Raw genomic sequence first — 23,573 nt, 5'->3', positions numbered from 1 at the left:
CTACCGGCCGGAGCGTCCCGTCCGAACGATGACCGGCGGCTGGGCGCGCGCCGGGGTGAGGCGGCGGCGGGGTTCCAGGGCGCAGACCACCCAGGCGGCGGATGCGAGGAGCAGCAGCACCGTCCACAGCCTGTGGGCCGACTCCCACCGATCGTCGCCGAAGGGCACGAGCAGCGGAACATCGTCCGCCAGCACCGTGGCCGCCACGAACAGCGCCAGCAGCGTGCCCGCGGCGGCCGGGCCGGGTGCCGTCAGGGCCGTGAACCGCACCGCCCCTGCGGCCAGTCCCACCGCCAGGGCGCACAGCGCCGCCGCCTCCCCGGTCAGCGCGCCGACCGGCAAGGCCACGTCGTCCGTTCCCGCCGCCGCCACGCCGAGCACCACCGCCCACCACACCGCGACCGGCGGCAGCAGCAGAGCCACCCGCAGCCCCTGGCGCAGCGGACGCGGGACCGGCAGCACCGCGACGGTGTGCCGGGCCGGGTCGTCGAACACGAACGCGATGGCCAGCGCCCCGCCCAGCGCCGCCATGCGCAGCAGGTTGACGACGGCGTCCACGCCGATGTCCGGCGAGAACAACCCGGGCACGGCCACCAGGACGAGCCCGAGCCCGCCACCCGCCGCCAGCGCCGTCCACGGCAGGCACCGCGCCGCCGGGCGGAGCAGCGCCCGCACCACCGTCTCCCGCCTCACGCGCACCTCCATTCCCGGTCGGCGGCGGTCTCGGCGGGAGCGGTGACACCGAGCAGCGCGGCCACGCGGTCGGTCGAGGCGTCAGGCCGCACCAGTTCCGCCCAGGACGCCTTGACCTGCCGGGCGACCTCGGCCGCCGGCCGCTCCAGCAGCGCCCGCACGACCGCGTTCTCGCGGTCCCGTAGGCGGATCTCGAGGAGCGGTGACCAGAGCGTGGACGTCTGGGTCCTGGCGAACGCGGCCCTCCCGCCGGGGGCTCCGTTGACCGCCATCCACATCATCAGAACGCCCCGCGCGTCGCAGTACACGCCATGGTTCTCGTCATCGACCACCATGCCCCGGGCGACGCTCACGGCGAGTCCCAGCCTCCCCTCGTCGCCCCACACGGTGCTCACCGTCACCTCGCCCCGCGGCCCCGGCGGCAGCTCTTCCACGATGCCCGAGGGACCACCGCCCGAGGGACCGTCGAGCGCGTTCACCCGCTGCCGGACGACGAGCCCACGGGAGGCGGCCGGTTCCCCGGCCAGCGACCGCACCCCGTCGACGACCACCCGCCACTCATCGACCCAGGGCACGAACTCCGGGAACGCGCAGTACGTCGTCGTCCCACGCCGCAGGCACTCCTGCACCGAGGCCGGGTCACGGGTCGCCCGCTCCCGCGCCTCGACCAGCGCGGCGGACGGCCCGGTCACCTGCATCACCGTCCCCGCGACGGTGACGCCCAGCGCCCCGAGCGCGGTGGCCCGGACCGCCGCCGTACGACCGCCGGAGGCCAGCGCCGCGACCGCACCGGCCAGCACGGTCAGGCCCACCAGGTAGAGGGCGTGCCAGCGTGCGGGACGGCCCACCAGATCCGACGGCAGTGGCGCCGCGCCCTCGTCGGCGACCAGCGGCACCAGCCACCGCACGCCGTCCGGCAGGACCGCGAAGACGAACGTGACCGCCAGGATCGCGACGACTGCCGTCGCCCCGGCGAACATCGAGGGGACCAGCCTGCCCAGCAGCACGCCGAGGACCCCGAAGAACAGCACCATCAGCGGTCCGGTCGCCAGCTCGAAGCCCGACGCGTGCCCCACCGCGCCGGGCCGCGTCGCCTCCCAGGCGAACATCCCGGCCACCGCCGCCGCGACGACGAGCGTCAGCGGCAGGACCGACAGGGCGTGCGCGACCGTCCGCCGCCACGGCGGCATCACCAGCACCCCGAAGTGCGCCTCGGTGCCGTGGCGGAGGGAGCGCAGCACCGCCGAGTTGGCCGCCAGCAGCCCCGCCAGGCCGACCAGCAGCGGCCCTAGCTGGCTCTCCCGATCCACCTCCTGGAGTACCTGATGGGTGTCCCGCCACGAACCCGACCACAGCGGCCACAGCAGGTACCCCGCCAGGGCGATGGCGACCATCGGGTGCAGCAGCAGCCGCCGTGCCTCGACCCGGGCCAGCGCGAGCACCGCCCGCACCGCCCCGGCCGACTCCGGGGCCTGCACCGGCCGGTCCAGAACCGTCATACCGTCACCTCCGATGCGCCGTCGAGCGTCAGCAGATAGCCGTCCTCCAGCGTCGGCTCCAACAGCCGCGCGCCGGCCGGCGGGTCGCCCACGTTGCGGAACTCGCCCGTACCGGTGCGCCAGCCGGCCAGCGCCTCCGGCGACCGCTCCGGGCTCGCCCACACCCGGCCCCGCGCCCTGGCCACCAGCTCGCCCGGCGTCCCGTCGAACCGCACCCGCCCCTTGTCCATGACCACCACGCGGTGGCAGAGCATCGCCACGTCCTCGGTCTGATGGGTCGACAGCAGCACGGTCCGGCCCTCCCCCGCCGCGGCGATCAGCTCGCGGAACCGCATCCGCTGCTCGGGGTCCAGGCCCACGGTCGGCTCGTCCAGCACCAGGAACCCCGGATCGCCGACCAGCGCCGCCGCCAGCGCCACCCGCTGCCGCATCCCGCCCGACAGCGCCCTGATCCGCCGCCCCCGCACCTCTGCCAGGCCGACCTCGTCCAGCACCCGGCGCACCTCGGCGTGCCGGGCCCTACGGTCGGTGTGCTCCTTGAGGATCGCCACGTAGTCGACGAACTCGAACGCCGTGAAACCGGAGTGGAACCCCGGGTTCTGCGGCAGGTAGCCGAGCTCCCGGCGGGCCTGGAGCCGGCCGCGCACCGTACTCGGGTCGTGGCCCAGCAGGGTCAGCGCGCCCCGGTCGGGCGGCGTCGCGGTCGCCAGAATCCGCAGCAGCGTCGTCTTGCCCGCCCCGTTGGGGCCCAGCAGCCCGGTGACGCCCCGTTCGAGCCGCAGCGACACCTCATCCACCGCCCGAGTGCCCCGGTAGGACAGGCTCAGCCCGGAGGCCGAGATCGTGGGGTGCGTCATGACAGCCTCCCGGCCGTGAATCGGAGAGACGGGTTCAGATGGCGGCCGGTCTCGAACCGGTCGCGCGCCGCCGCCAGCGCCACGGCCGCGGCCAGCGCCGCCCCGCCCGCGGCCAGCCGCCCGGCCGACGTGAGCGGGAACAACGCCCCGTGCGACGACAGCAGTTGGTCGGCCAGCAGGGCGGCCACCCAGCCGAAGCCGACCAGCGCGGGCGCGGCGACCGTCCCGAGCCACGGCATCAGCGCCAGCCCGAGCGTGGTCAGCGCCAGCGCCGGCAACAGCCAGCCCACCGTGACCGCCCCGAACGACGGCACCGCCAGGCTCGCCGCCAGCGCCACCGGCACCGTCGTGGCCAGCACCGCCACCGTCCGCACCATCAGCAGCCGGAACGTGTGCACCGGCGCGACCACCGCCATTTCGTAGGTGGGATCCAGGGCGGGGCCGAAGGAGGCCGCCACGCCCACCAGCGGCAGCAACGGCGCCGTCAGCAGCAGCAGCAACGGCGTGGTCTGCCGGCCGACGATCGCCCCCAGCAGCAGGGTCAGGGCCATCGCCGTCAGCCACGACCGCCGCAGCACCGGCGTCGCCGCCAGCAGCCGCGCCGTGTGGTCCGGTACTCCGACCCTGGTCAGCAGGGATTCGACGGGTCCCGGACGGGGCGCGTCCAGTTCGGCGTCCAGCCGTGCCCAGCCCGCCGCCAGTTCGTCCGGGTCCGCGTGGGCGCCGAGCGCCAGCCGGCACCGCTCGCACGCCATCAGATGCGTGTCCGCCGACCACAGCCGCGGCGGCGCGAGATCCCCCGTCGCGTACGCCCGCAGGTCGTCCTCGGGCACATGCCATGTCATGCCAGCTCCTGCCGCAGTTGCCGCCGGGCCCGCATGGCCCGGGTCTTGACCGTTCCCGGCGGGATGCCGAGCAGCGCGGCGGCCTCCCGGGTGGTCAGCCCGTCGATCACCGTCGCCTGCAGGACCGCCCGCAGTTCGGGGGACAGCCGCTCCAGCGAACCGGCGAGATCGCCGTGTTCGATCCGGGTCAGCACATGCTCCTCGGCCGACACCTCCTCGCGGTGGCGCAGCCTGGCCAGCGCCTGCCGCAGCCGGCCACGGGCACCGTCCCCGCGCAGCGCGTCGACCAGCCGCCGCGCCCCGATCCGCCACAGCCAGCCGGCCACGTCGCCGTCGTGGTGGTAGCGGGCGGTGCCGCGCCACACCGCCAGGAAGGTCTCCTGCACGACGTCGTCGACCAGCGCGGCATCGGCGCACCTGCTCCGCAGCCGCGCTCTGAGCCACGGCGCGTACCGCCGGTAAAGCTCCTCGAAGGCGCCCCGGTCCCCGTCAGCGGCGGCCCTCACCAACTCACCGTCGCCCGGACCCGCCCTGCTCACGCTCGTCACATTGACTCATCGCATCGGGCCGTCCGGCCGGTTCACGCCGCCGGCGTCCTGTCCGAGAGCCGACCCGGCATCGCCGGAAAAACCGATTGTTTCGGCCCGGCGGGCGACCTAGTGTCCCCAGCATGGGAGATCTCGCGGTCGACGCGGCGGTGACCGGTGGGGACGGCCGCTACACCGCCGAGTTGTCACCCGAATGGGACGCCTGGGGTCCCAACGGCGGATACCTGGCCGCGATCCTCGTCCAGGCCGCCCGCGCGCACAGCCCGCTGTCCCGTGTGGCGTCGGTGTCCTGCCACTTCGTGTCGGTGGGCCGGTTCGCACCCGTCGAGCTGGAGGTGGTCGGCCTGCGCCGGTCCAAGCGGGCGGAGTCGGTGCGGTGCTCGATGCGGCAGGACGGGAAACCGATCGCCGAGGCACTGATCTGGCTGACGGCCGACCACCTGGACGGGCTGCGCCACGACGCCGCGACGATGCCGGAGGTGCCGGGGCCCGAGCAGTTGCGCTCGTTCGCCGAGCTGACCTCCGACTCGGATCCTCCTCCCCTGGCCATGTGGAACAACATCGAGGGCAAGCCCCTCTACTGGCCGGAGGATGGGGAGAGTGTCACGCCGGGCAGGCCGTACTACGGCGCGTGGTACCGCTTTCCAGCGCACACCACCGACGACGTGGCCCGGCAGCTCGTGCTGCTCGACGTACTGGCCTGGGGGTCGGCCTGGAGCGCCCACCCGCCGGACAGCGGCTACATCGCCCCCAACCTCGACCTGAACGTGCAGTTCCACCGCCCGGCCGCCGAGGAGGAGTGGCTGTTCGGCGAGGGCACCGCCGACGTGGCCGAAGACGGGCTGATCGGCTTTCGCACCAGAGTGTGGTCACGCGGGCGGAAACTGCTCGCCTCCGGCTCCGGTCAACTGCTGTGCCGCCCCGATCCGTCGATCCCGCGCTGACCGCCCGCCCACTCGGTGCGCCTCGACCTATGCCGGCCGATCCAGGCGACCGCGAACCGGGTGGACATGGCCGAGGCACTGGCCCCATCGCCGCCATGACCGGCCCGCAAGTCCCTTGGCCGCACAGCAGCTCCGATCAGGCGGCCGGCCGTGGGTCAGGTGCCGCTGAGGGCCACGGTCGGGGACACCCTGGCGGCGCGGGCCGCCGGGTAGAGTCCGGCGACCGCTCCGACCAGCAGCGTGGCGGCCAGCGCCCCGGCGAAGACCCACCAGCGCAGCGCGATCGGCAGGTCCCGCGTCAGCGCGTACCCGGAGGTGATCAGCGCACCGAGCACGGTACCCGCCGTGCCGCCCAGCGCCGACAGCAGCAGCGACTCGGTCAGGAACTGGACGCGGACGTGGCCGCGGGTGGCGCCGAGCGAGCGGCGCAGGCCGATCTCGCGGCGGCGTTCCAGCACCGAGATGACCATCGTGTTGGCCACCCCGACGCCGCCCACCAGCAGCGCGACCGCCCCCAGCCCCAGCAGGGTGCCGGCGAACGCCTCGTCGGCGGCGGCCCGGGCGGCCAGCGCGTCGGAGGGACGGCTGACCTCGACTTCCTCCGGGTTCTCCGGGTTGATGGTGCGCGCCAGGACGGCCTGGACGTCGCGCACCGACTCGGGGGTGGACCGCTCGTAGACGGTGGTGGGATACCCGTCGAAGCCCAGGTACGTCCGCGCGGCGTCCCAGCCGACCAGGGCGGAGCGTTCGATGTCGGGGGCCAGCGGGGCGGGGCCGAGAACGCCGACGACGGTGAACCAGCGATCGTTGATCCACACCGGGACGCCCGGCTCGGTGATCCCGAGCCGGTCGGCGGCGACCGGGCCGAGCACCACCGCGGGGTAGTGGGATGTGGCGGGGTTGAGCCACTCGCCCCGGACGACGTCCACCTTCAGGGTCCGCAGCAGTTCGGGGGTGGTCGCGCTCACCCCGATACCCCCGGTCTCCTCCTCGGGGATCTTGTCGGTGCGCAGGATCGAGGCCGTGGTCTCCCCGGTGGCGCCCACGGTCAGCACACCGTCGATGCCCCGGGTCACCTGGACGGCCCGCTCCGGCAGGGGCGACCGCCCGCCGGTCAGCGTGGTGCCCGCCGAGGCGGTCAGCAGGTCGGTGCCCAGCCGGTCGAGCCGGCGCAGCAGGTCGGCGCGGTTGGACTCGGAGATGCCCGGCACGGCGACCATGGTCGCGATGCCGATGGCGATGCCCAGCGCCGACAGCACCACCCGCGCCGGGCGGGTGCGCAGGCCCGCCGCCCCGACCCGCAGCGTGTCGCGGGGTCGCAGCCGCGCGGGAACGAGCCGCACCGCAGACCCACCACGCGGACCGGCGGCACCATCACGATCACGAGACCGCCACCGTGCGGGAACGAGCCGCACCGCAGGTCTGCCACCCGGCCGCAGCCCTCGACCGCGAGGACCGGCGGCATCATCGCGGGATCGCCGCCATGGGAGAACGAGTCTCATCGTGGTCCTCCCACCGTGGCCGCCGTGTCATCGGTGGTCACGGATCCGTCGCGGACTCTGATGCGGCGGGGGGCCGCCTCGGCGACCTCGGGGTCATGGGTGATGATCACGACCGTGGTGCCGGAGGCGTGGAGTCCGTGCAGCAGCCGCAGCACCTCGGCGCCGGAGGCGGTGTCGAGGTTGCCGGTCGGCTCGTCGGCCAGCAGCAGCCTGGGCTCGCCCACCACCGCGCGGGCGACGGCCACCCGCTGCCGTTCTCCGCCCGACAGCTGGTGCGGACGGTGGTCCAGCCGGTGGCCGAGCCCGACCCGGTCCAGTGCGGCGGCGGCCCGCAGACGGCGTTCGCGCGGCGGGACACCGGTGTAGAGCAGGCCGTCGGCGACGTTGTCCAGCGCGCTCACCCCGTCGGCCAGGTGGAACTGCTGGAACACGAAGCCGATCAGCCGCGCCCGCAGCGCCGACAGCTCCCGGTCGGTGAGCCGCCCCACGTCCAGCCCGGCGATGCGGACCGTGCCGTACGAGGGCCGGTCCAGTGTCCCGACCAGGTTCAGCAGGGTGGATTTGCCCGAGCCGGACGGCCCGACGACGGCGACCAGTTCGCCTTCGCCGATGGTCAGCGACACGTCCCTGAGGGCGGTGACCCCGCCCGGATACTCCTTGCCCGCCTGGTCGAGTTCCACCAACGGCGTGTCCGGTCCGCTCATCGCGCCGGCACCCCCACCCTGGTGCCCGCGGTGACGCCCGGTCCGCTGATCTCGACGCGGCCCTGGGCGTACAGGCCGGGTTCCACCGGAACGAGGCGTACCGAGCCCCCGGTGACGACCTGCACGCCGTAGCCGCCCTGCGGCAGCGCCCGCAGCGCCTCGACGGGAGCCGACAGGACGTCCTTGTGCCGCTCGCTCTCCAGCCGGACGCTGACGGGGGCCTGGTCCAGCCGCCCGGCCCGGTCCGGGTCGTCCAGGGTGATCTCGACGGTGATCGTCGAGTCGGGGGACGGGGATCCGGTCGCCTGGCCGTCGGCGTCCTTCGCGGTGGCGACGGTGCCGACCTCGGTGACCTTCCCCGGGACGGTCCCGCCGTCCGGCAACTCGACCCGTACCCCGGCGCCCTTGCGGGCCAGTTGCTGGTCGGCGGTGTCCAGGTGGACCCGGACGAGCCGTTCGGTGCCGGTCACCCGGAGCACGGGCTGCCCGGCCGCCGACCGGCCGCCCACCCCGACCGGGCGGGACGTGACCCGGACCGCGCCCGGCGCGAAGACCACCTCGCCGCCGTCGATCGTCCCCGTCACGGGCAGGCCCCGGTCGTCCTGCCAGTCCCGGACGGCGTCCGCGGTGGCGGAGGTGAAGTCGTCGTCGACCGTCATGTCGTCGCCGTAACCGAGCCGGTCGAGGTTGCGTTCCAGTTGCTCGACGTCCGCACCGCTCGTTCCGACCGACAGGGGACGGTAGACGGGCACGTCGCCGTACATGAGGGTGACGGGCTCGCCGTTCAGGTCGTACAGGGTCCGGCCGCGTTCGACGGTGGCGCCCTCCCGGGGCAGCCCGGTCACGATCCCCGACGCGGACGCCATCAGGGGCCACTCCTCGCCGTACCCGAGAGTGCCGTCGACGGTCTTGGTGTCCACCAGGTCGCCCCGGGTGACCTCGGCGGTCTCCTTCGGGAGCCGCCGATCCCCTGCGGCCGCTTCGTCTCCGCCGCCCATGGCCGCGGTGGTGACGGTGATGCCACCGCCCACCGCGAGGACGGCCGCCGTGGTGACGGCGAGGACGCGCCGCCGTCTCATCGGCCCCCCAGGGTCTCGCGGCACTTGCCGGCCGCCTCCTGGTAGTTGGGCGCGTCGCGGTCGATGGCGTCGAAGTCGAGCCTGCCGTTCTTGGGGTCGGGCATGTCCACGCCGTTGTCGCGCATGCACTGGGCGAACCGCAGGAGCCGGTTCTGCAGCTCGGGGTCCTTCATCCGGTCCTTGACGGCGGAGGGCAGCTTGTCCTCGCAGGCCGCCACGGCCCGGGAGTCCCTCAGCTCGGCCCTGTTCTCCTCCGACAGCCAGTTGGCGAGGTTCTGTCCCGGCTTGGGGTCCGGCACGTCGATTCCCTGGCCTCGCAGGCATTCGGCGAACTCCACCAGTTCGTCGGTGTTCACGGTCATTCCGCCGGGTCCGCCGCCGCTCGGGGCGTCGTCTTCGGAGCCGCCGCAGGCGGACAGCAACAGCACGGCCGCCAAGCCGAGAGCGAAGACCGACCTGTACGTCATATGGAACATTTCCGAGATCCCCTTCCCCGCCATTTCGGCGCCGACATGCAGTAGAACGGACGGCCGGTTACCTGGGCATTACCTCGCTGGCCCGGACGGCGACCGCCGAAAGCGGGGCTTACGCCCAGGTAACGGCCGGTCCGTCAGCATGACCGTCATGCGTGTTCTGGTGGTCGAGGACGAAAAGCTGATCGCGGACGCCATCGCCGAGTGGCTGCGCCGTGAGGCGCTGGCCGTGGACGTGGTCCACGACGGCGACCGGGCGCTGGAACTGCTCGCCGGCGACGACTACGACGTGGTCGTGCTGGACCGCGACCTGCCGCTGGTGGACGGCGACACGGTCTGCCGGTCGATGATCGAGTCCGGTGCGCGGGCGCGGGTGCTGATGCTCACCGCCGCCTCGGCCGTCCACGAACGCGTCGCCGGGCTGTCCCTGGGAGCCGACGACTACCTGTCCAAGCCGTTCGCCTTCACGGAACTGTCGGCGCGCGTGCACGCGCTGGCGCGCCGTTCCCGCCCGGCGGCGCCACCGGTGCTGCAACGCGCCGGGATCCGGGTGGACTACGCCCGGCGCGAGGTGCACCGTGACGGCCGCCCCGTGCCGCTGGGCAACCGGGAGCTGGCCCTGCTGGCCGAGCTCATGCGCGCCGAAGGAGCCGTGGTATCCACCGAGGAACTGCTGACCCGTGTCTGGGACGAGCACATCGACCCGTTCACCAACATCGTCCGGGTCACCATGCTGAAGCTGCGCCGCAAACTCGGCGATCCGCCGGTCATCGAGACCTTTCCGGGAGCGGGATACCGCATTCCTTGACCTCCTCCCCCGCCTAGCGGCAAGGGTCTCCACGCTTCAAGGAGTCAGATGAAAACGGCCCTGGCCCGTGTCGCCCCTCGGAACTGGACCATCAGAGCGCGCCTGACCGCGCTTTACGGGGGCGTCTTCGTGCTCGCCGGCACGCTGCTTCTGGGCAGCACCTACCTGCTCGTCCAGCAGCGCCTGGAAAACCAGGCGGGCACGTACGGAGCACAGGGAGCGGCCGGGCTGCAGCGGAACGACGCACTCGCGCAGAGCCTCCTGCGCGTCCAGAACGGCCGGCCCCTCACCCTCACCGGCGACCAGCTCGCCGAGCTCAGGAAACTGTCGGCGAACGTGCTCGCCGCGCAGGAGGCGTACCGCCGGGACACCCTGGAATCGCTGCTCACCCAGGGCGCGCTGGCGCTCGGCGGGGTCACGGTCATCGCGGTGGCGCTCGGCTGGGTGCTGGCCGGGCGCGGGCTGCGCCCCGTCCACCGGATCACCGAGACCGCCCGGCGCATCGCCGACAGCGCCGGGCGCGGCCTGCACGAGCGCATCGCCCTGGCCGGCCCCCGTGACGAGATCAAGCAGCTCGCCGACACCTTCGACGCCATGCTGGAACGGCTCGACCGCTCCTTTGACGGCCAGCGCCGCTTCATCGCCAGCGCCTCGCACGAGATGCGCACCCCGCTGGCGATCAACCGGGCGCTGATCGAGGTGTCGGTCACCCGTCCCGGGGCCTCGCCCGACACCCGGACGCTGGGCGAGTCCCTGCTGCAGGTCAACGCCCGGCACGAACGCCTCATCGACGGCCTGCTCACCCTCGCCGACAGCGAGAACGACCTGACCGGACGCCACCCCGTCGATCTGTCCGACGTCGTCCGCACCGTCCTGGCCGAGACGGCCGACACCGCCGGGGAGGCGGGCGTGACGGTCCGGCTCCCGCGGCTCGGTCCCGCTCCCGCCACCGGCGATCCGTACCTGCTCGAACGACTCGTCCACAACCTTGTGGAGAACGCGGTCCGGCACAACGTCCGCCACGGCGGATGGCTCGCCGTCCGCACCGGGTCGTCCGGCGACCGGGTCTGGCTGGAGGTCACCAACACCGGGCCGGTCGTCCACCGCTACGAGACCGAGGCCATCTTCGAGCCGTTCCGCCGCCTGGGCGATCGGCGCGCCCCCTCCCGCACCGGCAAGGACCGCGGCTTCGGCCTGGGCCTGTCCATCGTCCGTGCCATCGCCGGCGCCCACGGCGGCCACGCCCGCGCCGAGCCCCGCCCCGACGGCGGCCTGACCGTCACCGTCACCCTCCCGGCCCGCACCCCCGAGGACCAGGCGTTCCCTGAGCCGGCCCACCCACGGCGAGCCTGACACCGGCCCTATGCCGTTGAACGGACCGCCCTCCGTTCCACCGCGCCCGGCGGATCCTTGTGTGACGCGTTGCGGGGGCCGGCGCGTCTAGGGGGTGACGGCGAGGGCGTAGGAGGTCACGTGGCGGACGAGGAGTACCTGGAGTTCGCGTCAGCGCGCAGCGGGCACCTGTTCCGGACCGCGTGCCTGCTGACCGGCGACTGGCACCTCGCCGAGGACCTGGTCCAGGAGACGCTCGGCAAGGTCTACCGGTCCTGGCGGAAGGTCAGCCGGGCCGACAACCCGGCCGCCTACAGCGAGGCCATCCTGGTCCGGACGTTCCTGTCCCATCGTCGGCGGCGCAGTTCCGCCGAACGGCCCACGGCGTCCCTGCCGGACCGTCCCGGCACCGGCGACGCCGTCGACGGCACGGCGTTGCGGATGACGCTCCTGGACGGGCTCGCCCGGTTGCCCGTCCAGGACCGTGCCGTTCTGGTGCTGCGTTTCTGGGAGGACCGCAGCGTCAGCGAGACGGCCACCGTCCTGCACCTGAGCGCCGGGGCGGTGCGCAACCGCTCCATGCGCGCGCTGGAGCGCCTGCGCGAGGTGCTCGGCGACCAGTTCCTCGACGTCACCAGCCGATAGCACGACCCGGAAGCGGTGATCAGCTTGTCCGACGAACAGAAGCTCTCCGAGACGATGCGCATCGCGATGGCCGACGTACGGCCGCCCGCGGACCTGGCCGCGGCGGGGCTGGCCAGAGGTCACCGGATGCGGCGCCGCGCCCGCCTGCTGCGGGCCGGCGGCACCGTGCTCGGGCTGTCGGCCATCGCCGTCGCCGGCGTGAGCGTCCTCGGCGACGATTCCCGCCGGACCGAGACGCTGACACCGCAGGTGACCGCCTCATCGTCCCCGGCCACCCCGGCGAACCCGGTGCCGCACAAGGAGGTGGTCAGGATCTTCCGGGGCCTGCTGCCGGCCGGAGGCAGGCTGACCGTCGACCCACCCTGGCCTGGCATAGGTCTGGCCAGCGTTGTGGACGGCCAGTTCGACGACGGCAAAGGGCCTGCGGCGATCTCCCTGTCGATCCGGCGCGTCTCTCCCAGCGAACCGGAGGCGCAGTGCGTGCCGGTCCAGATCCACCCGTACGACGACTGTAAGGCCACCCGTCGTTCGGACGGGTCGGTGCTGGTGCTCAACAAGGGGTTCACCCGCCCGCAGTTCAACACCGGTGAAAAACTCTGGTACGCCGAGCTGAGCCGTCCTGGCGGCATCCTGATCCACCTGGGGCAGTACAACTCTCCCGAGGAGAAGCACGAGGGCGGGCCGACCCGCCCGGACCCCCCGCTGACCCTCGCGCAGATGACGAGCATCGTCACCGATCCCGCCTGGGTCAGGGTGGCGGCCAGGCTGCCGGCCCCCGGGCAACCGGTCGGTCCTGATCTTTATGAGGAGCATCCGGGCGAGAAGCTGATGGCGACGTTGCGGAGGTTGTTGCCCGCCGGAGGGAGGATCACTCACCCGCAGATCTCGGATGGCTACGTGTCGCTGATCTTCGGCGACGCCAAGGGCCGGACGACGATCGACGTCAACGTGCAGACCTGGCGGAACAAGGATCCCCAGTCAGGGCCGTCGGGGTGCAGGGAACGTACCAAGGATGATCCGCCCGACGCCTCCTGCACCAAGCGGACCCTCTCCGGCGGCGCCGTGGTCTACCTCCAGCAGCGCGCGGCGGATGTGGTCGAGTCGGGGGTGACCGTGCGCATCGCGGACGTGATGTACCCCGACGGGCTGCGAGTCGTCGCCATGGTTGCCAACGGGACGTCGCTCAAGAGCGGCCCCAAGACCCGCGACACGCCCGCGCTCACGCTGGAGCAGCTCTACCGGCTCGTGACCGACCCGAGCTGGCGGAACTGACCTGGAACGTGCGGCGGCCCCCGTCACCCTCAGGTGGCGGGGGCCGTTCGCGTCACCGGCCGCGGGAGACGGACGGGGTCAGAACGCCTCTTCGGGCAGTTCCATGACGTCCAGCGTGGTGGCCTCGGTCATCGCGCGGTCGGCGGCGATGCGGGGCAGCACGTTGGCGCAGAAGAACTGGGCCGCGGCGACCTTGCCGGTGTAGAAGGCCTCGTCGGCGCCGGGCAGGCCGCCCTCGCCGAGCCGGGCCAGGGCGATCTCGGCCTGGCGGCACAGCAGCCAGCCGACGACCAGGTCGCCCAGGGCCAGCAGCAGGCGGGTGGTGTTCAGGCCGACCTTGTAGATCTCCGCGGGGTTCTCCATCGACGCCAGCGCCCAGCCGACCATCGGGTTGATGATGCCCTCGACGTTCTCCAGCGCCTGGGCCAGCAGGGCCCGCTCGGTCTTGAGCCGGCCGTTGCCGGCCTCGCTGGCGGCGAACTGCTTGATCTCACCGGCCAGCACCTTGAGGGCCTCGCCGTTGTCCCGCAGGATCTTGCGGAAGAACAGGTCCTGTCCCTGGATCGCGGTGGTGCCCTCGTAGAGGGTGTCGATCTTGGAGTCCCGGATGTACTGCTCGATCGGGTACTCCTGCAGGAAGCCCGAGCCGCCCAGGGTCTGCAGCGACTCGGCGCCCAGCAGCGCGTAGGCCCGCTCGGAGCCGAAGCCCTTGACGATCGGCAGCAGCAGGTCGTTGAGCTTCTCGGCCTGCTTGTCCTCGCGGCCCTCGTGCTGGGCGACCTGCACCGCGTCCTGGTAGGAGGCGGTCAGCAGCACCAGCGCCCGCATGCCCTCGGCGTAGGCCTTCTGCGTCATCAGGCTGCGCCGGACGTCCGGGTGGTGGGTGATGGTGACGCGCGGGGAGGTCTTGTCGGCCATCTTGGTCAGGTCGGCGCCCTGCACCCGCTCCTTGGCGTACTCCAGCGCGTTCAGGTAGCCGGTGGACAGGGTGGCGATGGCCTTGGTGCCGACCATCATCCGGGCGTACTCGATCACCATGAACATCTGCTTGATGCCCTCGTGCACGTCGCCCACCAGGTAGCCGACGCACGGGTGCTGCTCACCGAGGGTGAGCTCGCAGGTCGTGGAGACCTTCAGGCCCATCTTCTTCTCGACGTTGGTGACGTAGGCGCCGTTGCGCTCGCCCAGCTCGCCGGTCTCCAGGTCGACCAGGTACTTGGGCACCAGGAACATCGACAGGCCCTTGGTCCCGGGGCCGGCGCCCTCGGGGCGCGCCAGCACCAGGTGGAAGATGTTCTCGGACATGTCGTGCTCGGCCGAGGTGATGAAGCGCTTGACGCCCTCGATGTGCCAGGTGCCGTCGGGCTGCCGCACCGCCTTGGTACGGCCGGCGCCCACGTCGGAGCCGGCGTCCGGCTCGGTCAGCACCATGGTGGCGCCCCACTTGCGCTCCAGCGCCAGCTCGGCGAACCGCTTCTGCTCGGGGGTGCCGATCTGCCACAGGATCTGGGCGAAGCCCGGACCGGAGGCGAACATGTAGACGGCCGGGTTGGCGCCCAGGATCTGCTCGGCGATCGCCCAGGTCAGGCTGCGCGGCGCGCCGGTACCGCCGAACTCGGGCACCAGGTCGACGCGGTACCACTCGGCGTCCATGAACGCCTGGTAGGACTTCTTGAAGCTCTCCGGCATGGTGACCGTGCCGCTCTGCGGGTCGAACACCGGCGGGTTGCGGTCGCTGTCGGTGAACGAGTCGGCGATCACACCCGTGGCCAGCCGGTTGACCTCGTCCAGGATGCTGCGGACCGTCTCCTCGTCCAGGTCCTCGTACGGTCCCCTGCCGAGCAGTTCCTGCCGGTTGAACACCTCGAAGAGGTTGAACTCCAGGTCACGGAGGTTGCTCTTGTAGTGCCCCATGGATTACCTCGTCAGGTCCGATCGGCCGGCGCCCGGCCAACATACTGGTCAGTAACACCGAACATGCTACCCGCTGGTAACCAGCAGACAACCCGTCGGAGGAACGAGATCCGCCGTGCGCCGCCCCGCCCCCCGGCCCGCCGGACCCGCCGCCTCCCACCCGCCCCAAGAGCACCCGGCACCACAGAGGCGTACACAGGAACGGTCGCATTGTGACACACATCACAAGAATTTGCCCGGAATCTTCCCGTCCCCGAGGCCGGAACAGGCCGTCCCAAAACGGACCGGCGTCAGTCCTCCGGAAGCAGGGTGCCCAGCGGCCCGAGATCGAGGTTGAGATCGCTCGGAGACAGGCCGAAGCGGTCGCACAGCTCCTCCATGGCCTCCTCCAGCCGCATCAGGGTCGTGCCGATCGCCTCGACCTGCTCGTCCGTCAGATCCCCCCGCTCGAAACGGCGGATGCACTGCCGCTCCACCAACTGGCGGACCAGCTCGACCACGGTGAGTACCAGCTTGGTCAGATCCCGCTGCACATGCTCGGGATCGGTCTCGATCCGCCGACCACCGGCCCGCGAAAACCCCCGCCGGGCCTCCCCGGCCTCGCCCTCGACGTACCGGTCACCGCCCCGCCCGACCCCGTACCGAACGCCCTCGAAACCGTCCTCGGCATACCAGTCATCGCCCCGCGCAACGCCGTACCGGACGTCCTCGAAATCAGCCTCGACACGCCGGTCACCAGCCCGCGCAACGCCGTACCGAACGTCCTCAGGATCGGCCTCGACACGCCGGTCACCGGCCCGCACGACACCGTGCCGGATGTCCTCGGGGCCGGCCTTGGCGGGTTGGTCGTCGGGGCGTGCGGGGTTGGGCTCCGGTGGGGTGGGGGCGGTCGGCCGGAGGTCGTCTCGTGCGGGGTCGTTCATGGTTGCCATCCGGGGCGTTCGGGGCGGGACGGTGGCAGGCCCACGGTTCCGCCTTCGCCGACCGAGGCGATCAGTACCCGCAGCGAGATCCGTACCAGGTCGATGTCGGCGATGGACAGGGTCAGGTCGCCCTGGAGGACCACCCCGCCGGCCAGCAGGCGGTCGAGCAGATCGACCAGTGAGGCGCGCTCGGCGGGCAGGCGGCCCTCGGCCGCCAGTTCACGGCCTCGCGAGTAGCCGACCGTCATCGCGGCGCCCGCTCGTCCGGTCCGCCGGTCCGGCCGGGGCCGCCCGGCTCCCCGGGCTCCCCAGGCTCGCCGGATTCGCCGGATTCGCCGGATTCCAGGATCGTGAAGGAGTACGGCGCCCAGGGGCCGGTGAGCTCGACGTCGATCTCCGGCGTGCGCAGGGATCCGGCGACGGACGCGAACTCGCCGCCGCGTTCGTCGTCGACCAGGTAGGCGCCGTTGAGCACCATCCATTCCTGCCGGCCGGACAGTTGGGGGTCCTGGGGGCGGTGTCGCCGGCTCGCCACGGCGATGGTGGCCAGGGCCTCGTCCACCTGTTCGGCCTGCGACAGTGCCCGGCGCATCGACTGTTCACGGGTGCGCAGGTCCGTCCGGCGGCGTTCCAGGTACGCCGCGCCCGACGACCGGCGCCCCGCCGAGGCGCCCCCGGCGGCGTCCGAGGGAGAGGATCGGGCGGCCACCTGGGGATCCACGTAGACCTTGACCCCCCACTCCCGCCGGCCGGTCACCATGTCGAGCATCTCGGTGAACTCCTCGCGGCGCCGTTCCAGCAGGTCGCGCACCTGCTCGTCGCCCCGGTAGACGGTCACCAGCCGCACCGGCGCGGCGGTGACCCGCCGCACCACCGCGTCGACCACCTGATGGTGGGCGCGGGCCGTCGTCTCCAGCCAGCGGAGGTCCTCCAGGTTGCGCCGCAGCGCCCGCTCGCCGAACTCGTCCAGGGGCACCGTGCTGACGATGCCGGTCAGCCCGCCGCGCTCGACCGTCCGCACCGGCGTCCCGCCGACACCCGACAGACCTTCGGCCGGGTTCTCACCGGTGCTCCGCGCGATGGCGTACAGGTAGGTCCCGGTGTCAGTCACGGCGGCCCTCCGACCTGGAGCGGTAGCCCTCCTGCTCGGCCCAGTCGTCCCTCGCCCCGCCCCGCCGGCCCTGCGGCTCGGCCCGGTAGTCCTCCTGCTCGGCCCGGCGGTCCCGCGACCTGGGTTGATAGTTCTCCGGCCCGTCCCGATAGTCCTGCGCCCCGGCCCGGCGGGTCTCCGGCCCGGCGCGGCGACGCTCACGCTCGGCCCAGTAGTCCTCCGGATCGGCCCAGTAGTCCTCCGACCTGGCCCGGGGGTCTTCCGGCTCGGTCCGGTAGGGCCGCGACCTGGCCCGGCGGTCCTCCGACTCGGCCAGGTAGTCCTCCGACTCGATCCCGCGTTCCTCGGCCGGTTGCCGGCGCGGCGGCCGCAACTCCAGGTCCTCGCGTTCCCCGTCCTCCACGGCGGCGAGCCGCCGGCGCAGCCGCCGATTCTCCTCCTCCAGCGACCGCTGCTTGCCGCTGAGCCAGGGATCGTGCTCCCACCAGTCGATCCCCAGCTCCTTGGCGGTCTCCACGGAGACGATCAGCAACCGCAGCTTGATGGTCAGCAGCTCGATGTCGAGCAGGTTCACCCGGATGTCGCCCGCGATGACGATGCCCTTGTCGAGCACCCGTTCCAGGATGTCGCCGAGGTTGGCCGGCTCCCGATGGGAGACGCCCCCGCCGTAGTAGGACGAGGACGGGACCACGGATCCCTGGCTCGGTCGTCCACGCATCACGCCCCCTCCCCGGCGCTGCCCTTGCCCCGCAGGTAACGCCGCGTCCTGCGGTAGGCCACCAGCGTTCCGTCCAGGTCCAGCTCGATCTCGTAGATCCCGAGGACGTCGGAGGAGGAGGGAACGTGCCGGTCCTCCAGCATCTCCACCTCGACGATCCAGCCGTCCTCGGACGGCTCGACCGAGACGACGCCCTCGGAGATCTTGGAGGTGATGTCGGCGATCTGCCGGGCGCCGGCCTTGGCGGCCTCGGCCACCGACAGCTCCTCGGGCCGACCCTGCTGCGGCCTGTCCTTGCGGTCGTCGGCACGATCCTCGTGCTCGCTGGTCTCAGCCCTGTGGTCGGTACGCACGTTCCCCCCCGGTCAGTGCGTTGGCGCTGCTAACGGTTCGTGGTGGGCGGTACTCCGAACACCTCGCCGAAGAGCTCCTCCGTCGCCCGTGCCTCCTCCTCTTCGGAGATCAGGCCGGACGCGCGGGCCTCCTGCAGTTCCTCCAGCCGCTGCCGGAGCGCCGCCGGCTGCCGCGTCCGCCGGTCGGCCTCCTCCTGCAGTAGCTCCGCGATCTTGACCAGCCCCTGGACGGGCAAGAACGGGAACTTCCACAGCGGTGACAGCAGATTCATGTCGGGCTCACCCCCCGCCTCCCGGTGTGATGACAAAGTCCCACGGGGCGATGGGGCCCTGCAGCCGCAGGTCGGCGCGGCCCTTCCCGTCCCCGGCGGCCTTCGCCACCGCTTCCTCGAACTCCGGACGCTGCGCGTCCTCGACCAGGAAGGCCACGTGCACGGCGTCCAGTTGATGTGTCGGCTCCCGTACGGCGTTCGCGACGCAGTACGGGGCCAGGTTCTGGATCAGCTTCTGGGTGTCGGCCTGGCGTTTGGCCTCGATGCCCTGGTAGATGAGCTCTCCGAGGCGTACCCGGGCCTGGCGGGTCTGCTCCTCTGGCAGTCCCCGGATCTGCTCGCGCAACCCGGCCGCCTCGGGGTTCTCCTCGATCACCTCGGTCAGGATCACGCGCTCGACGTACCGGCCCCGCACCACGTACTCGACCCGTCCCTCCAGGTCGGCCAGTGCGGCGGCGAACCCGTCGTGGTTGGGCGCCAGCAGGTCCTCGACCACCGCCTGCTCGGTCGTCAGGACCGCGCCGAAGCGCATGGGCAGCACGGGCGCCTCGGCCGCGGCGTCGTCCAGCAGTTGCTGGTGGGCGAGCAGGTCGGCGGGCCTGCCGAGCGGGACCTGCGGGTCGACCTCGCTCACCAGTGCGGCGATCTCGCCGTACCGGATCACCTCCACCGCGCGCTCGTCCACACCGCGCGCCTCCTCGGCGGTCTCCACGTCCGCGGGCACGATGCCGTACACGTACCAGGCCGTGCTCGTCGCGTCCCGCACGGCCTCGGACGCCTGCGGGGAAGACGTCGTCATCTCACTCCTCTCGGTCGGCACGCCGGCGGCGGGGCCGGGGCTCGGGGGCCTCGTCACGTTCGGCCCGGACCAACTCGGGCTCGCGTTCCTCGTCGGCCGCCTGGAGGGCCTGCAGGTCGGCGGCGCTCACTTCGTCGGACTTGGCGGATCCGCCGGGCAGCAGCCCGCCCACCAGATCCCCCACTCCGGGCTTCTCCTGGGCCGACAGGTCCAGCCGGTTGGTGGCCTCCGCGAACTGCAGGTAGGTCTCCACGCTGGCCACCACGACACGGGCGTTGATCGTCAGCAACTGGATACCGAGCAGGGAGACGCTCACATAGGCGTCGATCACCAGGCCCTTGTCGAGAATGGTGTCGATGACGTCGGCGAGCCCTCCGGCCCCGGGGCCGCCGCGGCCGCCGCCGGGTGGTTGGACGACGGTCATCACTCGGCCCCCCGTCCCCGCCGGATCCGGCGTTCACCGGCCGTGCCGACCGGTCGTCCGCCGCGCCGGATGACCGGCCGTCGCACCCTTCTGGGCCTCATCTCTTCTTCCTCCTCTTCCCGCGCACCCCTGGGCTCGCGTTCCTCGGGCTCTTCTCGTTCCTCGGGTTCTTCTTCGGGCTCTTCCTCTTCGGCCTCGGGCTCTTCCTCTTCTTCGGCTTCGGCCTCGGGCTCCTCCTCTTCGAACTCCTCCTCTTCCTCGGGCTCCTCCTCGGCGGCCTCCGGCCGCCGCCGCTCCGCGGGCTCGGCCCGCGCGGCGGACGGACGTTCCTCCGCGCCGGCCCGCTCCTCACGCTCCTCGCGTTCCTCCGCGCCGGCCCGCTCCTCGCGCTCCTCGCGCTCCTCCTCCTCGCGCACGGCGGTCTCGTGGTCCTTGACCACCTCGCCGTCGTGGATCACGCCGCGCCAGCCGTCGACGTCCTCCGGGTGCAGGATGGTGTTGGTCATCACGTGCCGCCGGAAGTGCTTGAACTCCAGCCGCGCCCGCCGGCCCTGGGCCCGCCACAGGTTGCCGGTGTGCTCGAAGAGCCCCCGCGGGTGGTACTCCAGCACCAGCAGGATGCGGGTCAGTTCGGGGCCGATCTCGTGGAAGGTCACCGCGCCGTCGACGTGTCCCTTGGCGCCCTTGGAACGCCAGACGATGCGCCGGTCCGGGACCTGCTCGATGATCGTGGACTCCCAGTCCCGGTGGGACCAGAAGATCTGCGCCTTCCAGGCCAGCTTGTCGTCGGCGACGCGGTCGACGTTCTCCACCTTCTTGGTGAAGCTCGGCCACTGCGGGAACGAGGTCCACTGGTCGTAGGCCAGCCGGACCGGCACCCCGACGTCGATCGTCTCGATGATGTTGGTGACCTTGAGCTTGCCGGACTTGCCGCGCAGGCCCTTGAACAGGCCCTTGATAGCGCCGCCGAGCGCGCCCTTGACGGCGCCGCCCTTCACTTTCCCGAGCAGGCCGCCGCCACGGCCGTCGCCCTCGCCGCCGCCTCCGAGCTTGCCGCCGAGCGCGTCCTTGAGCGTGCCGCCGAGCGCGTCCTTGACACTGCCGCCGACCGCGCCCAGCCCGGAGCCCAGCAGCGACCGCACCGGGGACCCGGCCTTGCCGTCCCCCCGGGCCGGCGCACCGGTCAGCGCGGACATCAGTCCCGGCCCGCCGCCCTTCTCGGCGTATTCGATCAGCCGGTCCGCCGTGCCCTCGGCCCTGTCGATCATCGAGTCCAGCGCCCGGGCGGCCAGCGCGCCGACCAGGTTCTCCATCTCCCCCTTCAGCCGGTCGGTGGGCAGTTCCCCGGCGAGCCGGCCGAGCGGTGACTTGCGCACGGTCTCCTCGGACTTGTGCACGGTCTCCTGTACGGAGTCGGTCACCTTCTTCGCAGCCATCGGCGTCTTCGCGACCATCAGCCTCACCCCCGCGTCCGCCGGATGGCGGAACGTCCGGCGGAGACACCGGCGCCGGCGGCCCGGCGCAGCCTCTCGGGCTTGTCGCCCACCGCTTCGCGCACCGCGTCACGCCGCCGCCTCGACGGCCGTTCCCCGGCCTCCTCGGCCTCCTCGGCCTCCTCGGCCTCCTCCGGCTCCCGACGGCTCCTGGCCTCCTCCGGCTCCTCCCGGTCCCGGCTCTCCCGGCGGCCTCTGGGCTCCTCGGGCTCGCGCCGCCCCCTAGGCTCCTCCCGGTCCCGGTCCCGGTCCCGGGCCTTCGGCCGTTCCCCGGTCTCCTCGGGCTCGCGCCGTTCCCTGGCCTCCTCCCGGTCCCGGGTCTCCTCCTCGTAGTCCTCCCGCGGCTTCTCCTCACCCTCGGGCTCCTCGGACTCGGCCGCGACGATCAGCGATTCGGTCCGCTGGCGCAGCCGGTCGCTGAGCTCGTCGAGCCGGCTGCTCGCGGCGGCCACCGCGGCGGCGCGGCCGGCCTCGGTCAGGCGACCCCGCAGGGTCTGGGTGAGCTCCTTCACCTCCGGCGAGGTTCCGACCAGGTGTGCGCCCTGTGCGGTCAGCGACCTGGAGTTCCTGGGCAGCCCCCGGCTCGCCCCGATGCCCGCGAGGGTCAGCGCCCACCGCAGTTTGCGGGTCCGGCCCAGCAGGTAGCCCGCTCCCACGGCGAGGGCCAACTGTGTCTTGTTCGCCATGTCCCCCCCCTGCGGCACGGACACGGTCGGGTCCGGCCGGCGATCCACCACCGCCTGTCCCGGGCCTGCGATGGACGGGCGGAAGATCCGATCCGTTCACGGTTCCGTCCACCCTGCAGCCGATATGTCCGCGCGTATCCCGCGCACTACCCGAGAGCATCGCCACAAAACCGCATCAACCACACGAACGGGCATCTACCAGACGACTAGCAATGAACAGGTAGAGACGGTGTGATACCCGACGTGAGGGAGTCGGGCGCGAGGGTGTTCAATGGAGACGCGGCCCCCGTGACGGGCCGCCCGGACGAGACGCGCCGTACCCGGTCAGGCCAAGACGACGCGACTGCCAGCCGTAGGTGATCTACCGTCCGGAGGTGGCCGCACATGGCCTGGATCCTCGTCGTATGCGCCGGCCTGCTCGAGGTCGCGATGGCGCTGTGTCTCAAACTGAGCAAAGGCTTCTCCCAGCCGCTGCCCTCGGTGGGCTTCGGGGTGTTCGCCGTCGCCAGCTTCGGCCTGCTCAGCCTCGCGCTGCGCGAACTGGAGGTGGGCACCGCCTACGCGGTGTGGGTCGGCATCGGCGCGGTGGGCACCGCCGTCGTCGGGATGGTGGCACTGCACGACGACGCCTCACCCCTCAAGCTCGCCGCACTGGCAATGATCATCCTCGGGGTCGTGGGCCTGAACCTGGCCGGGGGCCACTGACACCCCGGCCTTCCCCCAGCCCACCTGGTGCGTCATCATGTGGTCTCTGTCACGGCAAGCCCGATTTGCCGGAACGGAACGACCGTCACCTGCGCCTAAGGGACGATGGCACAGACGGCCGCCTGAGCCGGGGGCCCACCACAACGGGAGGAAACGTTGGTCTTCAAGAAGCTGATGAAGGCGATGGGCGTCGGGGGACCGTCCGTCGAGACGACGCTGCACAACCCGAACACGACGCCGGGCGGGACGATCACCGGTGACGTGCACCTGCTGGGCGGCGACCACGACTCCGACATCAAGTACGTCTCCGTCGCGCTGAAGACCCGGGTCGAGGTCGAGTCCGGCGACAGCGAGTACCACTCCGACCTGGAGTACGCCAAGATCCGGCTCACCGACGCCTTCGAGCTCAAGGCGGGCGCCCGCCACACCGTCCCGTTCAGCCTGCAGATCCCGTGGGAGGCACCGCTCACCCACATGTACGGGCAGCCGCTGCACGGCACCACCGTCGGGGTCGCCACCGAGCTGGAGGTCGCGCGGGCGGTGGACGCCACCGACCTCGACCCGATCGCGGTGCACCCGCTGCCCGCCCAGGAGCGCATCCTCGTCGCGTTCGCCAACCTCGGCTTCCGCTTCCGCAACGCCGATTGCGAGAAGGGCCGCATCTGGGGCGTGCACCAGGAGCTGCCGTTCTACCAGGAGATCGAGTTCTACCCCGCGCCGCAGTACGCCAGCGGCATCAAGCAGCTCGAAGTGACCTTCGTGTCCTACCCGCAGTCCATGGAGGTCGTGCTGGAGCTCGACAAGCGCGGCGGCGTCTTCACCGAGGGGCACGACTCGTTCGCCCGGTTCACCGTCGACTACGCGAGCGTCAACAACACCAACTGGGAGCAGCAGCTGGAGGGCTACCTCAACCAGGCCGCCCGGCGCCGCGGCTTCTTCTAGGCCGTCCCGCCGGACCACTCCGCCGCACCCCG

General features: G+C 72.3%; 27 protein-coding genes and 1 riboswitch. Of the genes, 7 read left to right on the top strand and 20 right to left on the bottom strand.

What is annotated here, in order from left to right:
* Genes C4U03_RS22230 through C4U03_RS22210 form a run of 5 tightly spaced genes read right to left on the bottom strand, consistent with a single transcriptional unit; the run spans nt 1 to nt 4,433 of the window.
* Nucleotides 1–693 carry an ABC transporter gene (locus tag C4U03_RS22230; protein ID WP_103939792.1) on the bottom strand — a complete coding sequence of 231 codons (693 nt, stop codon included), beginning with the start codon at nt 691–693 and terminating at the stop codon, nt 1–3.
* Entirely contained in the window at nt 690–2,192 is a 1,503-nt protein-coding gene (locus tag C4U03_RS22225; protein ID WP_103939791.1) for an ABC transporter permease, read from the bottom strand. Before C4U03_RS22225 ends, C4U03_RS22230 begins: the two co-directional genes overlap by 4 nt.
* Entirely contained in the window at nt 2,189–3,049 is an 861-nt protein-coding gene (locus C4U03_RS22220; RefSeq protein WP_103939790.1) for an ABC transporter ATP-binding protein, read from the bottom strand. The genes C4U03_RS22225 and C4U03_RS22220 overlap by 4 nt, the downstream gene beginning before the upstream one ends.
* The gene (locus C4U03_RS22215; RefSeq protein ID WP_103939789.1) at nt 3,046–3,894 is read right to left on the bottom strand and encodes a hypothetical protein; all 849 of its coding nucleotides are present in this window, start codon (nt 3,892–3,894) and stop codon (nt 3,046–3,048) included. The genes C4U03_RS22220 and C4U03_RS22215 overlap by 4 nt, the downstream gene beginning before the upstream one ends.
* On the bottom strand, nt 3,891–4,433 hold the full coding sequence (locus C4U03_RS22210) for an RNA polymerase sigma factor (protein WP_235018043.1): 543 nt from the start codon (nt 4,431–4,433) through the stop codon (nt 3,891–3,893). Before C4U03_RS22210 ends, C4U03_RS22215 begins: the two co-directional genes overlap by 4 nt.
* 131 nt (nt 4,434–4,564) lie before the next feature.
* On the opposite strand from C4U03_RS22210, the gene C4U03_RS22205 reads away from it, so the two are divergent.
* A complete protein-coding gene (locus C4U03_RS22205) occupies nt 4,565–5,386 on the top strand; it encodes a thioesterase family protein (RefSeq protein ID WP_103939787.1) in 822 nt (273 codons plus the stop codon).
* 155 nt (nt 5,387–5,541) lie between these two features.
* On the opposite strand, the gene C4U03_RS22200 is transcribed toward C4U03_RS22205, so the two are convergent.
* The 4 genes from C4U03_RS22200 to C4U03_RS22185 form a co-directional block, all read right to left on the bottom strand.
* A complete protein-coding gene (locus C4U03_RS22200) occupies nt 5,542–6,729 on the bottom strand; it encodes an ABC transporter permease (protein ID WP_235018042.1) in 1,188 nt (395 codons plus the stop codon).
* A 155-nt stretch (nt 6,730–6,884) separates the two neighbouring features.
* Nucleotides 6,885–7,592 (bottom strand): ABC transporter ATP-binding protein, encoded by a 708-nt coding sequence (locus C4U03_RS22195; protein WP_103939785.1) that lies wholly within the window; start codon nt 7,590–7,592, stop codon nt 6,885–6,887.
* Nucleotides 7,589–8,671, bottom strand: coding sequence for an efflux RND transporter periplasmic adaptor subunit (locus C4U03_RS22190; RefSeq protein WP_103939784.1), 1,083 nt, complete (start codon nt 8,669–8,671; stop codon nt 7,589–7,591). The genes C4U03_RS22195 and C4U03_RS22190 overlap by 4 nt, the downstream gene beginning before the upstream one ends.
* Complete coding sequence (locus C4U03_RS22185; protein WP_103939783.1) at nt 8,668–9,138, bottom strand: hypothetical protein; 471 nt, start codon at nt 9,136–9,138, stop codon at nt 8,668–8,670. Before C4U03_RS22185 ends, C4U03_RS22190 begins: the two co-directional genes overlap by 4 nt.
* Nucleotides 9,139–9,295: 157 nt before the next feature.
* On the opposite strand from C4U03_RS22185, the gene C4U03_RS22180 reads away from it, so the two are divergent.
* The 4 genes from C4U03_RS22180 to C4U03_RS22165 all read left to right on the top strand — a co-directional run bounded on the left by C4U03_RS22180 (nt 9,296) and on the right by C4U03_RS22165 (nt 13,201).
* On the top strand, nt 9,296–9,952 hold the full coding sequence (locus tag C4U03_RS22180; RefSeq protein WP_103939952.1) for a response regulator transcription factor: 657 nt from the start codon (nt 9,296–9,298) through the stop codon (nt 9,950–9,952).
* Between the two features lie 48 nt (nt 9,953–10,000).
* Nucleotides 10,001–11,305 carry a sensor histidine kinase gene (locus tag C4U03_RS22175; RefSeq protein WP_103939782.1) on the top strand — a complete coding sequence of 435 codons (1,305 nt, stop codon included), beginning with the start codon at nt 10,001–10,003 and terminating at the stop codon, nt 11,303–11,305.
* 120 nt (nt 11,306–11,425) lie between these two features.
* The gene (locus C4U03_RS22170; RefSeq protein WP_103939781.1) at nt 11,426–11,929 is read left to right on the top strand and encodes a SigE family RNA polymerase sigma factor; all 504 of its coding nucleotides are present in this window, start codon (nt 11,426–11,428) and stop codon (nt 11,927–11,929) included.
* A gap of 24 nt (nt 11,930–11,953) precedes the next feature.
* Entirely contained in the window at nt 11,954–13,201 is a 1,248-nt protein-coding gene (locus C4U03_RS22165; protein ID WP_146087466.1) for a hypothetical protein, read from the top strand.
* Nucleotides 13,202–13,279: 78 nt separating this feature from the next.
* Here the strand turns inward: C4U03_RS22165 and C4U03_RS22160 are convergent, their stop codons facing one another.
* From C4U03_RS22160 to C4U03_RS22110, 11 genes are all read right to left on the bottom strand, one after another.
* Nucleotides 13,280–15,115 carry an acyl-CoA dehydrogenase gene (locus tag C4U03_RS22160; RefSeq protein ID WP_103939779.1) on the bottom strand — a complete coding sequence of 612 codons (1,836 nt, stop codon included), beginning with the start codon at nt 15,113–15,115 and terminating at the stop codon, nt 13,280–13,282.
* 290 nt (nt 15,116–15,405) lie between these two features.
* Entirely contained in the window at nt 15,406–16,038 is a 633-nt protein-coding gene (locus C4U03_RS22155; protein WP_103939778.1) for a gas vesicle protein K, read from the bottom strand.
* Nucleotides 16,035–16,286: a gas vesicle protein gene (locus C4U03_RS22150; protein ID WP_103939777.1), complete on the bottom strand. Its 252-nt coding sequence runs from the start codon at nt 16,284–16,286 to the stop codon at nt 16,035–16,037. Before C4U03_RS22150 ends, C4U03_RS22155 begins: the two co-directional genes overlap by 4 nt.
* Nucleotides 16,283–17,149, bottom strand: coding sequence for a GvpL/GvpF family gas vesicle protein (locus tag C4U03_RS22145; protein WP_103939776.1), 867 nt, complete (start codon nt 17,147–17,149; stop codon nt 16,283–16,285). Before C4U03_RS22145 ends, C4U03_RS22150 begins: the two co-directional genes overlap by 4 nt.
* On the bottom strand, nt 17,142–17,867 hold the full coding sequence (gene gvpJ, locus C4U03_RS41965) for a gas vesicle protein (RefSeq protein WP_235018041.1): 726 nt from the start codon (nt 17,865–17,867) through the stop codon (nt 17,142–17,144). The genes C4U03_RS22145 and gvpJ (C4U03_RS41965) overlap by 8 nt, the downstream gene beginning before the upstream one ends.
* Nucleotides 17,867–18,220: a gas vesicle protein GvpO gene (locus C4U03_RS22135; RefSeq protein WP_103939775.1), complete on the bottom strand. Its 354-nt coding sequence runs from the start codon at nt 18,218–18,220 to the stop codon at nt 17,867–17,869. Before C4U03_RS22135 ends, gvpJ (C4U03_RS41965) begins: the two co-directional genes overlap by 1 nt.
* Before the next feature lie 29 nt (nt 18,221–18,249).
* Nucleotides 18,250–18,492, bottom strand: a complete 243-nt coding sequence (locus C4U03_RS22130) for a gas vesicle protein GvpG (protein ID WP_103939774.1) — start codon at nt 18,490–18,492, stop codon at nt 18,250–18,252.
* Nucleotides 18,493–18,499: 7 nt separating this feature from the next.
* Nucleotides 18,500–19,291, bottom strand: coding sequence for a GvpL/GvpF family gas vesicle protein (locus C4U03_RS22125; RefSeq protein ID WP_103939773.1), 792 nt, complete (start codon nt 19,289–19,291; stop codon nt 18,500–18,502).
* 1 nt (nt 19,292) lies between these two features.
* A complete protein-coding gene (gene gvpJ, locus C4U03_RS43155; protein WP_103939772.1) occupies nt 19,293–19,715 on the bottom strand; it encodes a gas vesicle protein GvpJ in 423 nt (140 codons plus the stop codon).
* Nucleotides 19,715–21,169 carry an SRPBCC family protein gene (locus C4U03_RS22115; protein ID WP_235018040.1) on the bottom strand — a complete coding sequence of 485 codons (1,455 nt, stop codon included), beginning with the start codon at nt 21,167–21,169 and terminating at the stop codon, nt 19,715–19,717. The genes gvpJ (C4U03_RS43155) and C4U03_RS22115 overlap by 1 nt, the downstream gene beginning before the upstream one ends.
* Before the next feature lie 5 nt (nt 21,170–21,174).
* Nucleotides 21,175–21,894, bottom strand: a complete 720-nt coding sequence (locus C4U03_RS22110) for a hypothetical protein (RefSeq protein ID WP_146087465.1) — start codon at nt 21,892–21,894, stop codon at nt 21,175–21,177.
* Nucleotides 21,895–22,170: 276 nt separating this feature from the next.
* Nucleotides 22,171–22,238: riboswitch (guanidine-III (ykkC-III) riboswitch) on the top strand.
* A gap of 40 nt (nt 22,239–22,278) precedes the next feature.
* On the opposite strand from C4U03_RS22110, the gene C4U03_RS22105 reads away from it, so the two are divergent.
* Entirely contained in the window at nt 22,279–22,599 is a 321-nt protein-coding gene (locus tag C4U03_RS22105) for a DMT family transporter (protein ID WP_103939770.1), read from the top strand.
* A 156-nt stretch (nt 22,600–22,755) separates the two neighbouring features.
* Nucleotides 22,756–23,541, top strand: a complete 786-nt coding sequence (locus C4U03_RS22100) for a sporulation protein (protein WP_103939769.1) — start codon at nt 22,756–22,758, stop codon at nt 23,539–23,541.
* Nucleotides 23,542–23,573: the final 32 nt, after the last annotated feature.

The organism is Thermomonospora echinospora, from assembly GCF_900108175.1.
Classification (GTDB): domain Bacteria; phylum Actinomycetota; class Actinomycetes; order Streptosporangiales; family Streptosporangiaceae; genus Thermomonospora; species Thermomonospora echinospora.
Note: the sequence above shows the minus strand (reverse complement) of the source record. Positions and strands in the feature narration are given on the sequence as shown.